We start from the raw sequence: 19,272 nt of genomic DNA on the forward strand, positions 1-19,272 counted from the left end.
CTATATGAGAACTGCCTATGAAAAGTGATTAGAAGTTTTGGGGAGAGAAAAGAGGGTGTATGAAAAGATCATTAAAAATAAGATTCTTTTTTGTTTTTCATACAAATAAAAAGGTTAATCAGAGTAGTTAAATAGCTACTTTGATTAACCTCTAATAACTATCTCAATATACGTAACGATTCTTCAATAAACGCTGGGATGTCTTCCGGTTGTCTACTTGTTACTAGCTGATTTTGGCATACAACTACTTCTTTATCGTGAAAGTTTCCGCCGGCGTTTTTTAAATCGACTTCAATAGATTTATATCCAGTGACATCACGTCCTTCAAGTGTTTGTGCAGTGATGAGTAGCTGAGGTCCGTGACAAATAGCGAAAACAGGTTTTTCCGCATCCATAAATGCTTTGCTAAAGCGAACGAAACGTTCATCTGCACGAAGTATATCTGGGGAAAATCCACCTGGTATGAAGAGGGCATCAAAGTTTTCTGGAGAAACATCATCGATACCTTTATCAATTACGACTTCACTTTTTCCTTGTTTACCGTGTACCGTTTTACCTTTTTCCGTTTCAATAGTTGTTAATTCATATCCTTTTTGTTTAAAAGCTTCTGCTGGCTCTGTGTATTCTGTGTCCTCGAAATAATCCGTTATTAAAGTAGCAATTTTTTTACTCATTCTAATCCGCTCCTTATATTATATTATCGGTTCCAGAATCGTCCTTGGGCAATGCCTTCTATAAATGATTCGATTGAAGTGTCTGTTAAGTTGTAAACTCCTGCTCCATCCAGTTTCACCTTACTATGGTCTAAAGCATGAGGGTTACTAAGGACATAGGCTATCGGTTTAAAGTGTTTAAAAGTAGTTTCTGCAAATTCTAAAACAGGGGGGTGAATGGCAGATTCGCTACTAAACACTAATACCGCATCAAAAAGTGCAGAGTCTGCTGTTATATAAGTATCCGTTACTTTAATGGAATCATTGAACTGATGAATTTTATTATCTATGATGCTATAGTTAATTCGGTGTTGTGCAAAAGCTTGAATCCATTCGGATAGAAGGGAGACGCTTGGGTCACCATTCAATAGAATTGCCACATTTTTGGAATCAGCTTTAAAAATAGTATTGGACATGCTGAGTGCAGGTGATTTTGCATCCGAATTTATTTCGTGATTTTCTTTAGGCAAAGGGGCTCCAATCATGTTAGCGACTTCCTTTGCTAATTGACGATCGACGTGGTTTAAAAGAGCAATTACATTTGCCTTCACCATGTCTGATTTGCACTTCCCAACTTCAAAGCAAAATGCGTCTTTTATGTGCTGCTTTTCAATAGGATTCATACTATTGTAGAAAAGTTTAGCCTGAGAATAAAAGTTAAGGAAGCTTTTACTGCGCCCCCTAATTTTATGTCCATCAATCTTTTCTTGATAATGCTCATATCCGCCCTGTTTGGCTTGGACGGTTGCTGGTTGATTGTTATTTAAGCCATTAGGATGATAGCTTGTTTGACCGCGATGAATCTGCATTTGATGCATGCCATCACGTTGATTATTATGAAAAGGACATACAGGCTGATTAATAGGGATTTGGTGGAAATTAGGGCCTCCTAAACGAGATAATTGTGTATCTGTATAGGAGAACAATCTTCCTTGCAGAAGAGAATCATTTGAAAAATCAATACCTGGTACGACATGGCCAGGGTGAAAAGCTACCTGTTCCGTTTCGGCAAAGAAGTTATCAACATTTTTGTTCAGTGTCATTTTACCAACTAGTTTTACAGGAACTTCTTCTTCCGGCCATAGTTTCGTTGGATCTAGAATATCAAAATCAAATGCATGCTCATCTTCTTCCGGAATTAACTGTAATCCAAGCTCCCATTCCGGATAATCGCCTTTTTCAATTGCTTCGTATAAATCTTGACGATGGAAATCAGGATTTTTCCCAGCAATCCTTTGAGCTTCATCCCATACTAATGAATGAACCCCGAGGGTAGGTTTCCAGTGAAATTTTACGAAGTGGGCTTTTCCTTCTTTATTAATAAGTCGAAATGTATGAACCCCAAAACCTTCCATCATTCGTAAACTACGCGGAATTGCGCGATCACTCATCTGCCACATAACCATATGAGTAGACTCGGGATTATGGGCAACAAAATCCCAAAATGTATCATGAGCGCTAGCTCCCTGAGGAATATCATTATGTGGTTCTGGTTTAACTGCATGGACAAAATCAGGGAATTTAATAGCATCTTGGATAAAGAATACTGGCATATTATTACCTACTAAATCATAGTTACCTTCATCTGTATAAAATTTTGTGGCAAATCCGCGCACATCTCTTACTGTGTCATTGGATCCTTTAGAGCCTTGAACGGTTGAGAAGCGCACAAATACAGGTGTTTTTTTTGAAGGATTAGTAAGGAAATCTGCTTTTGTATATGCTTCTAAAGATTCATAAAGCTGAAAATGACCATGTGCTCCAACTCCGCGTGCATGAACAATTCTTTCAGGAATTCGTTCATGATCAAAGTGGGTCATTTTCTCGCGAAAGTGGAAATCCTCCATTAAGGTAGGGCCTCTTAAGCCCATCTTTAAAGAGAATTCATCCTCGGCTATTTTTACTCCTTGGTTTGTTGTTAAAGCATGTTTGCGTTGATTATCCGTAACGTGGTGTTCCAATTGCTCCATTTTTTTATTCACAATATAGGCCCCTCCTTTACGCTGTTAATTTAATAGATACCCTTTTTATTAGGACGTAAACATGTATTATCATTTTTGTATGTGAAAATCATAAAACATCGGTTGTGCCGGTGATTCTTATTTAAGGAAGGAAAATAAAAAAGGCAAGGAGGTATTTTATTTTCTCCTTGCCTTTTAAGATAATTCTTTTCGTTAAAACGAGGAAACGCGTTGCTTCGTTTTTGGTACAATAATAAATTTGATCCAGAGTAACCCGACAGTCATAATGATAAGGCTATGTAAAAATTGAACTGTAGCAATGAGTATAACAATTGAAAATACAATGAGTTGAATGCTTAGCAATATAAAGATTAATTGAAGAAATTGATTCATTCGTTTCTCAGTATCAATTGGATATAATGCTACAATAATATTTCCCGAAAAATATTTCCACAGAGAACGGAGCTGCATAGAAATCATATATAGGACGATATATGCGATAGCGCCTTTTGCGTATATGTTTGGTATAAAATATAAGGCGAAGGCACCAATTAATCCTAAGCGGATATATATACCGAAATAATCATTCCCACGTAAAAATGCGAGTGTATGTAAATAGAAGAAAGTTGCTTGCTTTTTATGTAATAAAGGTTCAATCCAATTTGTAAGCCATTTTCGTTTACTTACTTGCTTATTCAGTTGCGGAACATCGGTGAAAATGCTAGCAAATTGATAAAAACGAACGTTCATTTTTTCTTCTTGTTCAATTATGTAATCCCACGGAATTCGTTTTGTAGGTTGCTTTTTCGTATATAGAAGCAGGAAAGCAAGTAGTAAGAGCAATCCGCCTAATATGAGAACATGTGCCGAGTAAAACAACATGTAAATAATGAGTGCGTTACAAGTAATACGAATAATGAACCATATGCTTTTTTCATGATTATCACGCCACATCCAATGTATGTATATGTTCCAAGCTTTCGTAATCATTAAAACGATAAAGATTGTACATAAGAAAGGTACTGTTACTTGTAATGATTGCATGGCAAGTGGAACGAGAATAAGGAACATGAACAATAATGGGAAAAGCTGCATGATGTAATTATATAGAAGAGATTTTTTAAAATAAGATGTTAGTTTCTCTTCTAATGCGAGTAAATAGACAGCATCAGGTTTTTGAATGAATGTACGGATCGGGCATCTCGTTATAATGAATGTAAGTACAATCGTGATAAGTAGTAAAGATATTCCTTTGGAAGGAGATGCTTTTAAAAACTGAGCATAGTAGTATGCGCCAACGCATGAAATAAAGATAAAGCTATATAGTAAACCGTTAATCATACGTGCAAAGTATGTAATGATATTTTGCATATGTTGTTGGAAGCGACTGCTCCATAGCGATTCGATTGACATGTTTTTCACCTCTTTGTTCTATTATATATGTTTTACAAAAGAAAAAACGAGCAAATTGCGTTATGCAACTTGCCCGTCTTTCTTTTCGTTATTTTTTTTCTGATCACGATTCATTAATGGATAGAAGGCAAAGCCGATTACGAATAAACCAATTCCGAGAAGGAATGTTTTTATATCGGCTGCGCCCGTTTTAATAACCCATAGTGCGTAGCAAAGTGCGATCACTGCGACTATACCATCTGTAATTCTTGCCCGCATTTCATTTTTATACGTTTCACCAGTAGCGACTAGTTTTAACTGGAAGATTGGTGAAACGAGATATGGAATGAGGTAGGCCAATGTTGATACGGTAATAACAAATGTATAAGCTTCCGCAATTGTTCCTGATAATGTTGAGAATAAGAACACTTGCGACATAATGTTTGTTAATCGTAATGAATAAATTGGACTTCCTTTTTTATTTGTTTTCGTGAAGAAGGAAGGGAAGAAACCTTCTTTTGCTGCTTGATATGGTACTTCTGAGCTTAATAAAATCCAGCCTAAGATGGAACCGAATAGGGAAGTAAGAGCAAGTAATGCCATCAGTTTCCCGCCGCCATGCCCCATTGCAGCATTTAGTGCATCTGCTAATGGACGTTCAGAAGCTTGTAATATATCAACATGAAGTACACCCATTGTTAAAATTGTAATTCCTAAGTAAATCGCAACGGTAATAAGTAAGCCTGCAACTGTTGCACGTTTTACCGTTTTTGGAGAAACAGCACGGTTTGATAGAAGAACCGCTGATTCAATTCCGATAAATGCCCAAAGCGTTGTAAGAGCAGCTAAGTTCACTTGTGAAAGTAGGCCGTGTGATACACCTGATTTATCGATCATCGGTGTGTACCATTGTCCAAACTTAGAAGCTTCGAATGCAAATAACGTAACGACGATGAATAAAAGGAATCCAGTTACTTTCGTTGTTGTTGCTAAGAAGTTTAGCTTTCCAGCTCCGCTTACACCGTTCGTTAATATAATATGAGTTCCCCAAAGTAAGATGGAACAAATCGTAAATGTAATTAGTTTTCCGACTTCTACGTTAAAAGAACCGATTGAAAATAGTAGTCGTGTATCTTTCATAATTGGGAAGAAGAGTGATAAATATCCCGCAAATGATGTAATGATGGCAACGTTACTTGCCCAGTTTGCAACCCAATATCCCCATACCATACTGAAACCAGCCATTTTTTTCTTTTTTGGTGATGAGAATAAAGCATATGCATGACTTTGTGGTCCTGTCGTTAAATCAGGACGACGAATTGCTAAATTACCGAAAACAAGAGCTAGCATTAAAACACCAAACCCTGTTGTTAACCAAGCTAAAGTGACACCGAGAGGGCTTGCTGTTTGTGCCAACGTACTTGGCACCATGAAAATACCAGCGCCAACCATGTTACCGACAACGAAAGCTGTGAGTACCCAAAAGCCCCATTTTTTTTGTTGCATAGAAAATACCTCCAAAGTTAGTATAACCAAATCAAGCGAGGAGATATGTATGTCTTCCTGAGTCAGGAAGAGAAGTTCCAAACAAAACAAAAAAAGCACGTAATTTGCCGCTACATGCTTTCTATCTTATAAGAAACCCACGACATACCTCTCGATAGCTCTCCACAAACGAAACGTTTCGTTTGTGACAGTTCTGCACTTATTAAATGCAGACCCAGCAAGCGTGCATGGTGGACACGGGCTTACTTCGGCAATCATTCCTTTCTCATTCCTTCATCAATGCCACTACATCTCCTGAAATGATACTCTTAATGATTGCAACCTCTACCTCACCGAGATACGAATGAGGATTTAAATATTAAATTAACGTCTTTAAGAGTAACAAATGAATTTTTATACGTCAATGGATATAGTAATAATCAGATTATAGAGAAGAGTTTGTGATTAAAAAGGAGTTAGGAAGGGCTGTAGCGTTTATTCGTTGTGCAGAAGAAATAGCGACAGAGTGAAGCACAAATGATTTTGTCTGAAAATTTTAATCCGAAGCATCAATTTTTTAAACAGGCTTTGTTTCACAAGAATGAAAGGAGAGGTTTGATTATGGAATTATCAAGATCTCAATTATTTGCTTTAGAGTACATTTCAAAATATGCAGAGAACGAAAAACGTGAGGCTAAAGCAACAATTAACCATATACTGAACATGTCTAATATTACAGATGAAATGTTTGAAGAAGCTGTCGTTCATTTAAAATCAAACGCGAGGATTGCTTTACACTTTCATCCAGACAGATTAGATTCGAATATGAAAAATATTGCTGAAGCACTGTTTGAGCAAGGCATATATAAAAGTCAGTTTGAAACATTGCTATCTAATGGGAGTGTATCTGCTTATCCGGGTGGTGAGCGTGACCTTTGGGAAAAGAGAATATTTGGAGGTGCATATCAATTGGAAGGGGTAACGAATAATGAACGGCCTAAATATGGAGCACTAAATGTAATGTTACATCCAGATGGGCCTGCCCCGCGTTTTGGATCATGTTATTTTCTCTTATCTCCAAAAGTTTCTTATCGCTCTACATATACGTATTTAGATTCACATCAAGATCCAAAAGAAAAGGGTACTTATGAAGAGTTTGATATGATTTTAGCTGCTCTTTTGGAAGAGACATTCGTAAGAGATTTTGCAATTGGTGAAGGGAATTTGACTCCAACAAGACTCATTCATCATTTACTGGCTAACTTGGAAAGGCCGTTTATAGATTTCGTAAACAAAGAGTCAGCTCGTAATCTTAATCATTATATTGAAGCACAGATTCATGGAGATATTTCTCTTAAAGAAGATGTGGAAGCACTTGTTGTAGATCCTTCATTTAAGGGTACGAATGTAGGTAGAACTTTAGAAGAAATTTGTCTGAAGTATTCTATTGATTTGTATTGGCACATGGGTTTTGTACTTCCGGTGGATGAAGTTCCGATAGATTTTAGAGGTTCAAAAATGCCATCTCTGGCAAGACGCATTGCACGAAATAATTGTATCGATGCACATATAATTGGCTCTGCTGTAGTGGATTTGAAAAGGAATCCACTATCCTGGAGTGATCGCGGAACGTATGAAGAAGTGCTTCAGGAATTAAAATTATTATGGCATGTTTTAGTTCGATTTGGAAAACCAAACCAGAATTTGAAATAAACACGCTATTGTCTTGGGAAGCATGTATATAAAGTGAAACTTTAATCAGTGGGGGGATTCTTCATCCCCACTGATTATCAGCCCTCACCAATCGGACTTTAATGGGCAGCCCGACCCCCACTTAAATTCTTTGCTTTCGCTGAATTTTGAGGTGGGGGTCTTACTGCCCATTAAAGTGGGATAAAAAGAAGCTGATCTAAAACTAGATCAGCTTCTACATATAAGATTAAACTAAGTTTAATACGGTTACTTTTTCACGTGTCATAGACTCAAGGCTCTTACGAATACCTTGTGCGCCCATACCTGAACCTTTTACACCGATGAATGGGAAGTGGTCAGGGCCGCGCTCTGTGCGTCCGTTAATTTGAACAGAACCAGTTTCGATTTTGTTAGCAATTGCAAATGCTTTGTTAATGTCTTTTGTGAAGACACTTGCTTGTAAGCCGAACTCTGATTTGTTAGCAATTTCAATTGCTTGCTCATCTGAAGAAACGCGGATGATTGGAAGGATTGGACCGAATGGCTCTTCCCAAGCAACTTTCATTTCTTCTGTTACGTGGTCGATTAATGTTGGGTAAATTAAGTTACGCTCACGTTTGTTACCGATAACGATCGTAGCACCTTTTTCAACAGCGTCGTCAACTAAACCTTGAACGAAGTCAGCAGACTTGTCGTCGATTAATGGAACGATTGTGCTGTCTTGCTCTGGAGATCCAACTGATAGTTCCGCTACTTGCGCTTTTAATAAGTCAACAAGCTCGTCTGCTACGTTTTCGTGTACAAGTACACGTTTAATAGCTGTACAACGTTGACCAGAGTAAGAGAATGCACCGCTTACGATATGGTTTGCAGCATCTTGTAAGTCAGCATCTTCACGAACGATACCAGGGTCTTTACCACCAAGTTCTAATACAAGTGGAATCATTGAAGCTTTTTTCGCTAAATGTTTACCTGTGTTTGTACCACCTGTGAACGATACCATATTGATACCTTCATGTTCTACTAAGTAGTCACCAATTACAGAACCGCGTCCTGTCGCTACGTTTACAAGTCCTTTTGGAAGGCCAGCTTTATGAAGTGCTTCAACCATTTTAATACCACTAATTGCGCCTTGAGTTGCTGGTTTGAAAATAACAGCGTTACCCATAATTAATGCTGGTGCAAGTTTTGCAGCAGATAAGTTTACTGGGTAATTAAACGGTGCGATTGCTAATACAACACCAAGTGGTGCGCGTTGGATGATCGCAAGTTTAGATTTTGTACCGCCCGGGAAGCTATCGCCCATCATGCTTTCTCCGTGCATATGTAAAGCTTCTTCGATCGTGTAACGAATGAAGTCAGCTGTACGAACAACTTCTTTCTTCGCATCTTTATATCCTTTACCGACTTCTTTCATAATGATATCGGCAATTTCATCTTGCATATTTACAAGCTCATCAGCCCATTTATATAAATATTTTGCGCGATCTTGTAGAGAAGCTTCTGCCCATGATTTTTGAGCTTCTTTTGCAGATGCAATTGCTTCATCTACTTCTCCGCGAGTAATTGCTTGTACTTGTCCAATTACTTCGTGTAAGTATGGAGATGGAATTTCGATTGTTTCTCCTGAAGAGCTTTCTCTCCATTCTCCATTTAAATAAAATTTGTACGTATTGCTAGTTGTCATGATTAGTCCTCCTAAAATAGCAACTTGTAAGAGTGAGTATAAGGTGATTGTAGGGTGTTTGATAACATTTTTCAAATGAAATGTTTGTGAAAACGATTTCTTATTCTTTTTTTATTTTGTATGCCCTTTCTTACAGAACATTCCCTTATTTCAAAATGATGTAGCTTATATTTTCATGCGGTCTGTAAAAAAATAATTGACAGAATACTCAATAAAGTTGTAAGATTATAAATGGAAAATAAATGAAGGGGGTGTGCGTAATGATTGTAATCGTAAATGTAATGGGCTTAGCTCTGTTAAATGGCAGAAAACATTCATATCATTACGCAACCCGTACGGATATATAGGGCATCTTTGTCTTATAAAAAGCGTACGTTGCGTATATCGTAACGTACGCTTTTATGCATTTCTGTGCATATCGTCAAGCGGCGGTATGCTTTTTTTTGTTTGTTTTCCTTTCTACGACTACGAAAAAAATTGGAAGGTGGAAAAATGTGATGAGATTGTATGGGTTACGAAATGTAAATGTGATGGGTCTGGATAGCGGATAAAGAAATATGAGGGAAACGAGAACGAGAAGGGAGAGGTTACATTGTTATCAGTATTACTAAAGTTAAAATGGTTTTTTAAAGAGCATTGGAAGAGATATAGTATCGCCATTGGAGCTCTTTTAATTGTAAATATAGTTGAAGTCATTCCCCCGAAAGTGTTAGGGGTTACGATAGATAATATAAAAACAGGAACGTTATCGAACGAAGCTATTATACAGTCTATTCTTATTTTAATAGGAGTTACGATCGTTGGATATGGTCTTACTTTCGTTTGGCAACATCAGTTGTTTGGAGGAGCATTCGTACTGGAGAAGACGATGCGCTCTAAATTTATGGGGCATTTACTTAAAATGACACCGACGTTTTATCAAAAAAATCGTACTGGTGATTTAATGGCGAGAGCGACAAATGATTTAAAAGCAATCGCTATGACAGCTGGTTTCGGTATATTAACGCTCGTGGATTCGAGTTTATATATGCTTACGATTGTCTTTATGATGGGATTTACAATTAGTTGGGAGCTTACATTTGCGGCACTTATACCGCTTCCGATTATGGCGTATGCAATGAATATATATGGAAAGAAATTGCATGAAAGATTTACAGTTGCGCAAGATGCATTCGGTGATATGAACGATAAAGTGCTTGAGTCAATCGCTGGTGTACGTGTGATTCGTGCATACGTACAAGAAAATGCAGATCAAGAGAGATTTCATCATTTAGGAGATGACGTCTACGAAAAAAATATGAAGGTAGCTAGAATTGATGCACTATTCCAGCCAACTGTGAAAATGCTTGTTGGCCTTAGTTATTTAATTGGTTTAGTGTACGGCGCATATCTTGTATTTCAATCAAAGGTGACACTTGGTGAACTCGTTTCATTTAACGTGTATTTAGGGATGATGATTTGGCCGATGTTTGCAATTGGCGAATTAATTAATGTTATGCAAAGAGGAAACGCTTCGTTAGACCGTGTAAATGAAACGTTAGCGTATGAACCAGATGTAAAGGATCCGAAAAATCCAAAGTTTGTACAAGAGCCGGATTATATTCAGTTTGATGATGTTACCTTTTCATATCCTTCATCAACTGAAACAAATTTAAAAAAGGTTTCGTTTACATTAAAACAAGGGGAAACGCTTGGGGTTGTCGGAAAAACAGGAAGCGGAAAGACGACGCTTGTCCGTCAGCTTCTTCGCCAATATCCGCTTGGAGATGGGGATATTGCAGTCTCTGATGTGACGCTAGATAAAATGACGAATGAAAATGTACTCGGGTGGATTGGATATGTACCTCAGGAACATATTTTGTTCTCAAAAACAGCGAGAGAAAATATTTTATTCGGAAATAGGGAAGCGACGGAAGAAGAACTCGAGAAAGCGATTGAAATCGCGGCGTTTAAAAAGGATTTAGAGTTTTTACCAGAAGGGTTAGAAACGCTCGTTGGAGAGAAAGGTGTTTCTTTATCAGGAGGGCAAAAACAAAGGATTTCGATTGCGCGAGCTGTTATACAAAATCCGGAAATTTTAATTTTGGACGATTCTTTATCAGCTGTTGATGCTCGTACAGAAGCAGCGATCATTGACAATATAAGAACAGAAAGAAGCGGAAAGACGACGATTATTACGACGCACCGTTTATCTGCAGTTCAACATGCAGATTGGATTCTCGTTATGGATGAAGGGCAAGTAATAGAAGAAGGTACGCATGATCAGCTTATTAAGAGTGGAGGCTGGTATGCTGAGCAGTTTGAAAGACAACAAGGGGAAAGTGAAAGTGCCGATAGTGGGGTGAAAATATGAGCGTTTCGAAACGATTATTTCAATATGCGATGAAAGTAAAAGGGACAATTTTTGCAGCGATGCTAATGTTATTTATTTTCGTCATCGCAGAGCTTGCGGGTCCTTTCGTCGCGAAAACGATGATTGATGATCATATCGTTGGAATAGAGAAGCCTTGGTATGAAACAGAAAAGAGTGAAGAGGCTGTTTCGTATAATGGCACCTTTTATAAGCGAAGCGATCGCTTCCAGGAAGGTGAGAAAAAAGGGAAAGAAGTACGCGTGATGCAGGTCGGTTTTCAATATTACTTTGTACCGAATAAAGTGAATGCTGAAGGGTCACGTTCTGTAAAAGATAATATGATTACTGTTCAAAATGGTAAGGCGGTGCAAGTGTATAAAGCGAAAGCATTAACGAAAGAAGAAGTGTTTGCGTTTTATAAACCAGAAATAAACCGATTATTATTACTTGGTGGTGGCTATTTCGCTTTATTAGTAGTCGTTTCATTATTTGCATACGGAAAGCAATTCTTCTTACAGAAGGCAGCGAACAAAATTATTCAAATTATGAGGGAAGATGTCTTTTCTCATATTCAAACGTTGCCGATTCGTTATTTCGATCATTTACCAGCAGGGAAAATTGTGTCGCGTGTCACGAATGATACGGAAGCCATTCGTGATTTATATGTAACGGTACTTGCGACATTCGTCTCTAGTATCATTTATATTATCGGGATATTTGCGGCATTATTTTTACTCGATGTAAAATTGGCAACGATATGTTTACTTATTATTCCGATATTAATCGTTTGGGCAATTCTTTATAGAAAGTATGCGTCTGTATACAATCATAAAATGCGTTCACGTTTATCTGATATTAACGGAACAGTGAATGAATCCATTCAAGGGATGCCAATTATTCAAGCGTTCCGTCAAGAGCGTGAAACGAAAAAAGAGTTTGATGAATTAAATGGAGATTATTTTAAGTATCAAAATAAAATTTTGAATTTAAATGCAGCAACTTCGCATAACTTAGTAGGTGTATTAAGAAATATCGCTTTTACAGGTGTGATTTGGTATTTCGGTGGTGCTTCATTAAGTGCTTCAGGTGTTATTTCACTAGGGATACTGTATGCGTTCGTTGATTATTTAACACGATTGTTCTCGCCGATTACAAATATGGTAAATCAGCTTGCTAACTTAGAACAATCGCGCGTTGCATCAGAACGTGTTTTTGAATTGTTAGAGGAAAAAGGGGAAGCAGTAGAAGAAGAACGTATGCCTCGCTTACAAGGAAATGTGAAGTTTGATAATGTGTCGTTTTCTTATAATGGAAAAGATGAAGTGTTAAAAAATATTTCTTTTGAAGCGAAACAAGGAGAGACAGTGGCACTTGTCGGTCATACTGGATCAGGAAAAAGTTCCATTATGAATGTACTCTTTCAATTTTATGAGTTTGAAAAAGGAAAGCTTACGATTGACGGCCATGATGTAAAAGAGATGCCGAAACAAGCAACTCGTGAACATATGGGAATCGTACTGCAAGATCCGTTTTTATTTAGCGGAACAGTAGCATCTAATGTTAGTTTAGAGAATGAAAACATTTCAAAGGATCGTATCGTAAAAGCATTGCGTGATGTTGGTGCGGAAAGATTTGCAAACAATATAAATGAAGAGATTACGGAGAAAGGAAGTACACTTTCAACCGGGGAACGTCAGCTTATATCGTTTGCTAGAGCACTTGCATTTGATCCAGCCATTTTAATTTTAGATGAAGCGACGTCTAGCATTGATACAGAGACGGAAGCGATGATTCAACAAGCGTTAGAAGTTGTGAAAAAAGGAAGGACGACATTTATTATCGCTCACCGCCTTTCTACAATTAAAAGCGCAGATCAAATTATTGTACTCGATAGAGGAACAATCTTGGAAAAAGGGTCTCATGATGAACTAATGAAAAAGCGCGGGCGTTATTACGATATGTATAAAACGCAAATGGAAGGAAACCAGAGCGCTTAATAGGTACGGGGGAGAACTTGCGATTTTCGCAAGTTCTTTTTTAGTGAATCGCGGTAGTTAAATAAGAAGTATTATTTTACCTTTCCTACAATAAATGCTATATTAAAAAATGTTACTTATTTTTTGTATGTAGCGTTATTTTTCCCTTTTGTTTGATTATGAAGAAAAAGGATAAACTAAATAAGAACATTTTCATTGAAAAATTGTTCAAGATTGCATACAATCAATATAGTTTTTAAATTCCTATCAGAATACTTGGAGGATTACCATCATGAAAAAATTATTTTCAGTACTTGCAGTAACTACATTAGCGATCGGGATTGTAGCGGGCTGCGGTAAAGAAGAGAAAAAAGATACAGCTAGTCAAGACGCGTTACAAAAGATTAAACAAAGCGGTGAACTTGTAATTGGTACAGAAGGTACATACCCACCATTTACGTTCCACGATTCAAGCAATAAATTAACTGGATTCGATGTTGAATTAGCAGAAGAAGTTTCAAAACGTTTAGGAGTAAAACCTGTATTTAAAGAAACACAATGGGATAGCTTACTTGCTGGTTTAGATGCAAAACGTTTCGATATGGTTGCGAATGAAGTTGGTATTCGTGAAGATCGTCAAAAGAAATATGACTTCTCTAGCCCATACGTTTCATCTTCAGCAGTATTAGTTATTGCGAAGGATAAAGATAAACCTGCTACATTTGCTGATGTAAAAGGATTAAAAGCAGCACAATCTTTAACAAGTAACTATGCAGATATTGCTAAGAAAAATGGTGCGGAAATTACGAATGTAGAAGGCTTTAGCCAAGCAGCAGAATTATTAAATACTGGCCGCGTTGATTTCACAATCAATGATAAATTATCAGTGTTAAACTATTTAGAAACGAAAAAAGATGCAAAAATTAAAATTGTAGATACAGAAAAAGAAGCGTCACAAAGTGGATTCTTATTCCGTAAAGGTAGCGATAAGCTAGTACAAGAAGTAAATAAAGCGTTAGAAGATATGAAAAAAGACGGTACGTACGATAAAATAGCGAAAAAATGGTTTGGTGAAAATGTATCTAAGTAGTGCATTGGTTTCAGATCGATTGTCTACTTGGATAGATATTATGCAGTCTTCCTTCATGCCTATGCTGAAGGAAGCTGTATTTACGACAATTCCATTAACGCTTATTACATTTATTATCGGAATTATACTTGCGACGTTAACGGCGCTTGCACGTATTTCAGGTAGTCGTATTTTACAATGGATTGCTCGTATCTATGTATCTATCATTCGCGGAACGCCACTTCTTGTACAGTTATTTATTATTTTCTATGGTCTTCCAACTCTTAATGTTGAAGTTGAGCCATATACAGCAGCAGTTATTGGATTTTCATTAAATGTCGGTGCATATGCATCTGAAATTATTCGTGCTTCTATCCTTTCTATTCCGAAAGGGCAGTGGGAAGCAGCTTACACAATTGGGATGACATATCCGCAAGCGTTAAAACGTGTTATTTTACCGCAAGCAACGCGCGTATCCATTCCGCCGCTTTCGAATACATTTATTAGTTTAGTGAAAGATACTTCGTTAGCATCGTTAATTTTAGTAACAGAAATGTTCCGAAAAGCGCAGGAAATTGCGGCAATGAACTATGAGTTTTTAATTGTTTATTTCGAAGCAGGTCTTATTTATTGGGTTATTTGTTTCTTATTATCAATCGTACAACAGATGTTAGAAAAGCGTTCAGAACGCTACACATTAAAATAATCCTTTTACAAAAGGAGTTTTTGTTTTTATGATTTCAATTCAGCACTTACAAAAAAGTTTCGGAGATAATACCGTACTAAAGCATATAGATTTATCAGTTGAGAAGGGAGAAGTTGTTGTTATTATCGGGCCATCTGGATCTGGTAAAACGACATTCTTACGTTGTCTTAACGTGTTAGAAACGCCGAACGCTGGTAGTATTCGCATCGGTAATAAAGAACTCGACTTCTCTCAAAAAGTAACGAAGAAAGATATTGTCAATCTTCGTACGCAAACAGGTATGGTATTCCAGCACCATAACTTATTCCCGCATTTAACAGCACTTCAAAATGTAATGGAAGGGCTCGTTACAGTGAAAAAGATAGGGAAAGAAGAAGCGAAGAAGAAAGCAAACTATTTCCTTGAAAAAGTTGGTCTTGCGGATAAAGTAGACTTATATCCGTTCCAATTATCAGGCGGACAACAACAGCGCGTTGGAATTGCTCGCGCGCTTGCAATGGAGCCGGAAGTGTTACTATTTGATGAGCCGACGTCAGCACTTGATCCTGAACTCGTTCAAGAAGTTCTGAAAGTAATGAAAGAACTTGCTAAAGAAGGCATGACGATGGTCATTGTAACGCACGAAATGCGTTTTGCACATCAAATTGCGAACCGCGTTATTTTCATGGATGGTGGTGTCGTTGTTGAACAAGGTACACCAGAAGAAGTATTTACAAATCCAAAAGAAGAACGTACGAAGAAGTTTTTACAAATGTTGCAATAAATGAAGGAAGGTCTCAAGGCATATGCCTTGAGACCTTTTTGCCATATATATTTATTTGTGGAATCCGCCAAGGCTTTGCTCAGCCATTGCAACTAGACGTTTTGTAATTTCGCCACCAACAGAACCGTTAGCACGAGCCGTAGAATCTGCTCCTAATTGTACACCAAATTCTTGAGCGATTTCGTACTTCATTTGGTCGATTGCAGCTGTTGCTCCTGGTACTACTAATTGATTTGAAGAATTTTGGTTTGCCATAGGAATATATCCTCCTTAGAGTTATAAAAATTTTTTTTGGTTGGACTAGCTGGAGTTGAACCAGATTATCGCCCCGTTTGGCGCTAATCCATCGGTAATTAAGTTTGTACTCATAGTATGGATGTTACCTAGAAAGATATACGAAATAATAATTTGTAAATTTTGTAAAAAATCTTAGTGATTTCGTAAATTATGAAATAAGAGTAATCGTTGTATTTTTTAGAAAGAAGGTAAAACTAAGAGCGATATGAAATATATTTTTCTTTTTGTATCCTGCTATTTTGAGGCAAATGTAAGTAAGAATGGGGGCAAGCCGCTCCTATACGTAGCTAGATACAATTATATGGAGGAATCGTGATGGGAATTTGCCCGCTTTGCAACGCATTAGAATCACAAACATATTCTTGTCAAAATTGCCAAGGTATACTCCAAGATTACGGGAAAACTGTAGATTACATAGACGATTATAGTGCGTATATGGATCAAGAATTATTAAGCGCAGTAGATGGTTTAACACATAATAATTCACAAGAGTACTGTAATCATGTTTTTTATTGCGGGATGTGTAATGTGGAAACAGAAGTTGTAGTGAAACTTGTGTAAATAGAAAACTTCCACCTTATGAATGAGGTGGAAGTTTTTGTTTTCGTATTTGTGAGTGAATCATAGGGGATGGGATATGCTCAGTACTTGAGGAATCCTCTGATTTTATTTGAGACATTTTTTCCTTTGCATCGCGCAAAGAATGTTCAGTTAAGTAGATGGCATATTCGTAAAATAATTGGCGCGTTAGTTCACTCTGTTCTTTTAACTTGGCATCTTGGAATACAGTTCGCCCAGGTTTAGAGTTTGCTTCAAAGAGCCACGGGTTTTCCTGCGTGTCTAAACCGATATCAAAACCGATTTCTCCAATGTTTCCAGTTACTTGTTCATCGAGCGCATAACTAATTTGTAAGGCTGTATGTTTTAATTTATTTTCAATTTGAACTTGTTTCGTTGAATCTGGAAAAAGTTCTTGAAGCAATTTTGTATCACCGCCGCTATTTACATGCGTTGTTAAGCTACCTTTGCCAGCAATTTTTGCGACGATTGCACTGACCATCCATTGGCCGAAATGATTTTTATTTGTATGAATGCGAAAATCAACAGGTTGCCCATCGAAGCGAAGTAAGGAAATACCTTGTTGTACGATAAATTTTTTTAAATCATGTCCTTTTAACACATGGTTTAGAAGCGTTTCTAATGATTGATACTTTCTTAGTTTGTTTTCTTCATTTTCGCGATAACGACAGTAATAGCAATTCTCTGCTTGAGAATAAAATAGTTGATGAATATTTCTACCGAAACTGCCGTGAATCGGTTTCATGTAAATCGATTTATACGTTCCGAGAAATCGTTCAACTTGTTCGAAGTGCTGAAATGTTTCTGTGTTTGGTAATAACGGCATAATGGATTCATCTTTCATAAGAAGTTGATGTACTTCCCATTTATTAAAAAATCCTGGATTAAACCATGGAATCGCATAGTCATGCTCTAATTTTCTTTTTGCTCTTACAATTGGTTTATAATTTTCGGCTTTCCGATTTGGTAATCGGTCGTAAATAACATTCGGAAAAGGTACTTTTTTCTTAATCCATTGCCCTTCTTGAAAGAAGTATCCTTCAATTGTTTCATCTTCCCAGTCTATATGTTGCACACCAAAAACGAATACAAATGGTCGCAAAGTGAATGGGGGCGTTAGTAACTCGCCAAGAGAAGTTGAACGGCTTCCTAAAGGATTAGAAGAGTCATCGTTAAAACCAGTTGTAAAAATCCCGATTAACGGTCCGAAAATAATGGTTTCATTTTGAGTGAATGCATGGATGGTAGTGGATTGAGGAAGTAACAGTTTCTCTGCAATTTGTTTTCCGATAATAATTTCGCGAGTAAAGGAATAATGAATTTTCACCTCTTCACTGGCAACATGGCGGATGCCGAAGGAGAGGGATGTAATCGGTGGTGTAATGGAAAAAATATAAGGTAAAGTAATACTATTTGGATGCTCATCTGAAATGTTTAATGTATATATGTGCTCTTTCAAAATGAAATTACCTCCTTTCATTATGGTGTAAAGCGACTAAATTTGAGTGGTCCGTGATATATTTTCTCGGCTAATGAATCACTATGACGAATGTAATGTTCGTACGGGGGAATCGTGTTGACATACATAAGCCAAATTGCCCCTTTTTGATCCATAATAGTGGAAAGCTCTAGCTCGAATAACGAAGAATAAGATGCATCTAGCGTTTGAAATACTTCATTTATAATGTCATGTAAAGCATCTTGTAATAACTGTACCCCGGTACTAGATAGTACGTATTTAATTTTTGAAAATGCATGCAGCGAGGAATCATCCGTTACCGAAAATAAAAGTTGATTTGGAAATGAGCTTTTTTGTATAAATTGACCGATAACGTTCCACTTCTGTTCTTTATTTTTTTGTAAAATGGTTCGAATATGGAGCGGGTATGTTAATTGATTTGGTGGTTGCAGCATTGTATGGGTGATGTAACATGCTGATCGTATGTTACGTTTGTACCAAGATATAAATTCATCGGTCCGTTTTATTTGAGCAGAAGTATGATAGGCGTCATTGATCGTATCGATATGAAAGGTTTTATTTTTATAAGCGACCCGGTACAGACTTTCATTGGAATGTGTGTTAGTAGGACGTATAATAATATCTTTTGTTTTTAATAACAGTTTGAAAACGTTTTGTATCGTTGCTATTTCAAATTTTGGTATATAAGGGGATAATTTTTTGTTCGTGAGAAATACATCATGTAGTTCGCTTAAGTCAATGAGTGTGTTATTTAAAAAGGTAGTGGTAGGACGGTTGTGTAATGAGTGAATAATTGATTTTGCTTTTTCGAAGTTTGTTTCTTCGTTAAAAGAAGAACGATCATATATATAAGAAGGAATAGGGAATATTTGCTCTTTCCATTTTCCTGTATCAGTATCATAAATCAGACCAGAAATAAGATCTGTTTTAGGATCAATACCAAATGGCGTAAACTGGGCAACGACATTATGATAAAGCCGAGCGCGTTTAGCGATTTCGGTGTAATACATTTGCTCATAATGAGGGTGAGAAGTTAAAATACCGAGAACCAACGAAATCACTCCTTTACTAACAAAATGTTGGCACAATAGGCGAAGCTATATATTGCAAATACGTTTT

The 19,272-nt window shown here is 37.0% G+C and carries 15 protein-coding genes and 1 riboswitch; of the genes, 7 read left to right on the top strand and 8 right to left on the bottom strand.

Features of this window, described 5'->3' with window-relative positions; translation table 11 throughout:
* Positions 1-158 precede the first annotated feature (158 nt).
* The 4 genes from AAG068_RS04400 to AAG068_RS04415 form a co-directional block, all read right to left on the bottom strand.
* On the bottom strand, positions 159-674 hold the full coding sequence (locus tag AAG068_RS04400) for a type 1 glutamine amidotransferase domain-containing protein (RefSeq protein WP_342718296.1): 516 nt from the start codon (positions 672-674) through the stop codon (positions 159-161).
* A gap of 23 nt (positions 675-697) precedes the next feature.
* Entirely contained in the window at positions 698-2,695 is a 1,998-nt protein-coding gene (locus tag AAG068_RS04405; protein ID WP_342718297.1) for a catalase, read from the bottom strand.
* Positions 2,696-2,887: 192 nt separating this feature from the next.
* On the bottom strand, positions 2,888-4,087 hold the full coding sequence (locus AAG068_RS04410) for an ABC transporter permease (protein WP_342718298.1): 1,200 nt from the start codon (positions 4,085-4,087) through the stop codon (positions 2,888-2,890).
* 60 nt (positions 4,088-4,147) lie between these two features.
* Positions 4,148-5,572: an amino acid permease gene (locus tag AAG068_RS04415; RefSeq protein WP_342718299.1), complete on the bottom strand. Its 1,425-nt coding sequence runs from the start codon at positions 5,570-5,572 to the stop codon at positions 4,148-4,150.
* A gap of 147 nt (positions 5,573-5,719) precedes the next feature.
* Positions 5,720-5,907, bottom strand: a riboswitch (Lysine riboswitch).
* A 265-nt stretch (positions 5,908-6,172) separates the two neighbouring features.
* On the opposite strand from AAG068_RS04415, the gene AAG068_RS04420 reads away from it, so the two are divergent.
* Entirely contained in the window at positions 6,173-7,264 is a 1,092-nt protein-coding gene (locus tag AAG068_RS04420; RefSeq protein ID WP_342718300.1) for a DUF3626 domain-containing protein, read from the top strand.
* Positions 7,265-7,490: 226 nt separating this feature from the next.
* Here AAG068_RS04420 and gapN read toward each other — a convergent pair whose 3' ends face one another.
* Positions 7,491-8,930, bottom strand: coding sequence for an NADP-dependent glyceraldehyde-3-phosphate dehydrogenase (gene gapN / locus AAG068_RS04425; protein ID WP_000213627.1), 1,440 nt, complete (start codon positions 8,928-8,930; stop codon positions 7,491-7,493).
* A 592-nt stretch (positions 8,931-9,522) separates the two neighbouring features.
* Between gapN and AAG068_RS04430 the strand changes: the two genes are divergently transcribed.
* The 5 genes from AAG068_RS04430 to AAG068_RS04450 all read left to right on the top strand — a co-directional run bounded on the left by AAG068_RS04430 (position 9,523) and on the right by AAG068_RS04450 (position 15,797).
* Positions 9,523-11,283: an ABC transporter ATP-binding protein gene (locus AAG068_RS04430; RefSeq protein WP_342718301.1), complete on the top strand. Its 1,761-nt coding sequence runs from the start codon at positions 9,523-9,525 to the stop codon at positions 11,281-11,283.
* Positions 11,280-13,280, top strand: a complete 2,001-nt coding sequence (locus tag AAG068_RS04435; RefSeq protein ID WP_342718302.1) for an ABC transporter ATP-binding protein — start codon at positions 11,280-11,282, stop codon at positions 13,278-13,280. Before AAG068_RS04430 ends, AAG068_RS04435 begins: the two co-directional genes overlap by 4 nt.
* A 271-nt stretch (positions 13,281-13,551) precedes the next feature.
* The gene (locus AAG068_RS04440) at positions 13,552-14,349 is read left to right on the top strand and encodes an amino acid ABC transporter substrate-binding protein (protein WP_000732853.1); all 798 of its coding nucleotides are present in this window, start codon (positions 13,552-13,554) and stop codon (positions 14,347-14,349) included.
* Complete coding sequence (locus AAG068_RS04445) at positions 14,336-15,034, top strand: amino acid ABC transporter permease (protein ID WP_029437600.1); 699 nt, start codon at positions 14,336-14,338, stop codon at positions 15,032-15,034. The genes AAG068_RS04440 and AAG068_RS04445 overlap by 14 nt, the downstream gene beginning before the upstream one ends.
* 28 nt (positions 15,035-15,062) lie before the next feature.
* On the top strand, positions 15,063-15,797 hold the full coding sequence (locus AAG068_RS04450) for an amino acid ABC transporter ATP-binding protein (protein ID WP_342718303.1): 735 nt from the start codon (positions 15,063-15,065) through the stop codon (positions 15,795-15,797).
* 51 nt (positions 15,798-15,848) lie between these two features.
* Here AAG068_RS04450 and sasP read toward each other — a convergent pair whose 3' ends face one another.
* Positions 15,849-16,052: a small acid-soluble spore protein, SasP family gene (gene sasP, locus AAG068_RS04455; protein WP_000013338.1), complete on the bottom strand. Its 204-nt coding sequence runs from the start codon at positions 16,050-16,052 to the stop codon at positions 15,849-15,851.
* Positions 16,053-16,409: 357 nt separating this feature from the next.
* On the opposite strand from sasP, the gene AAG068_RS04460 reads away from it, so the two are divergent.
* Positions 16,410-16,655: a hypothetical protein gene (locus AAG068_RS04460; RefSeq protein ID WP_098654530.1), complete on the top strand. Its 246-nt coding sequence runs from the start codon at positions 16,410-16,412 to the stop codon at positions 16,653-16,655.
* Positions 16,656-16,671: 16 nt separating this feature from the next.
* On the opposite strand, the gene AAG068_RS04465 is transcribed toward AAG068_RS04460, so the two are convergent.
* The gene (locus tag AAG068_RS04465; protein ID WP_342718305.1) at positions 16,672-18,132 is read right to left on the bottom strand and encodes a YheC/YheD family protein; all 1,461 of its coding nucleotides are present in this window, start codon (positions 18,130-18,132) and stop codon (positions 16,672-16,674) included.
* A 20-nt stretch (positions 18,133-18,152) separates the two neighbouring features.
* Positions 18,153-19,205, bottom strand: coding sequence for a YheC/YheD family protein (locus AAG068_RS04470; protein WP_342718306.1), 1,053 nt, complete (start codon positions 19,203-19,205; stop codon positions 18,153-18,155).
* Positions 19,206-19,272 lie beyond the last annotated feature (67 nt).

The sequence above is a fragment of the Bacillus paramycoides genome (assembly GCF_038971285.1).
Taxonomy (GTDB): Bacteria; Bacillota; Bacilli; order Bacillales; family Bacillaceae_G; genus Bacillus_A.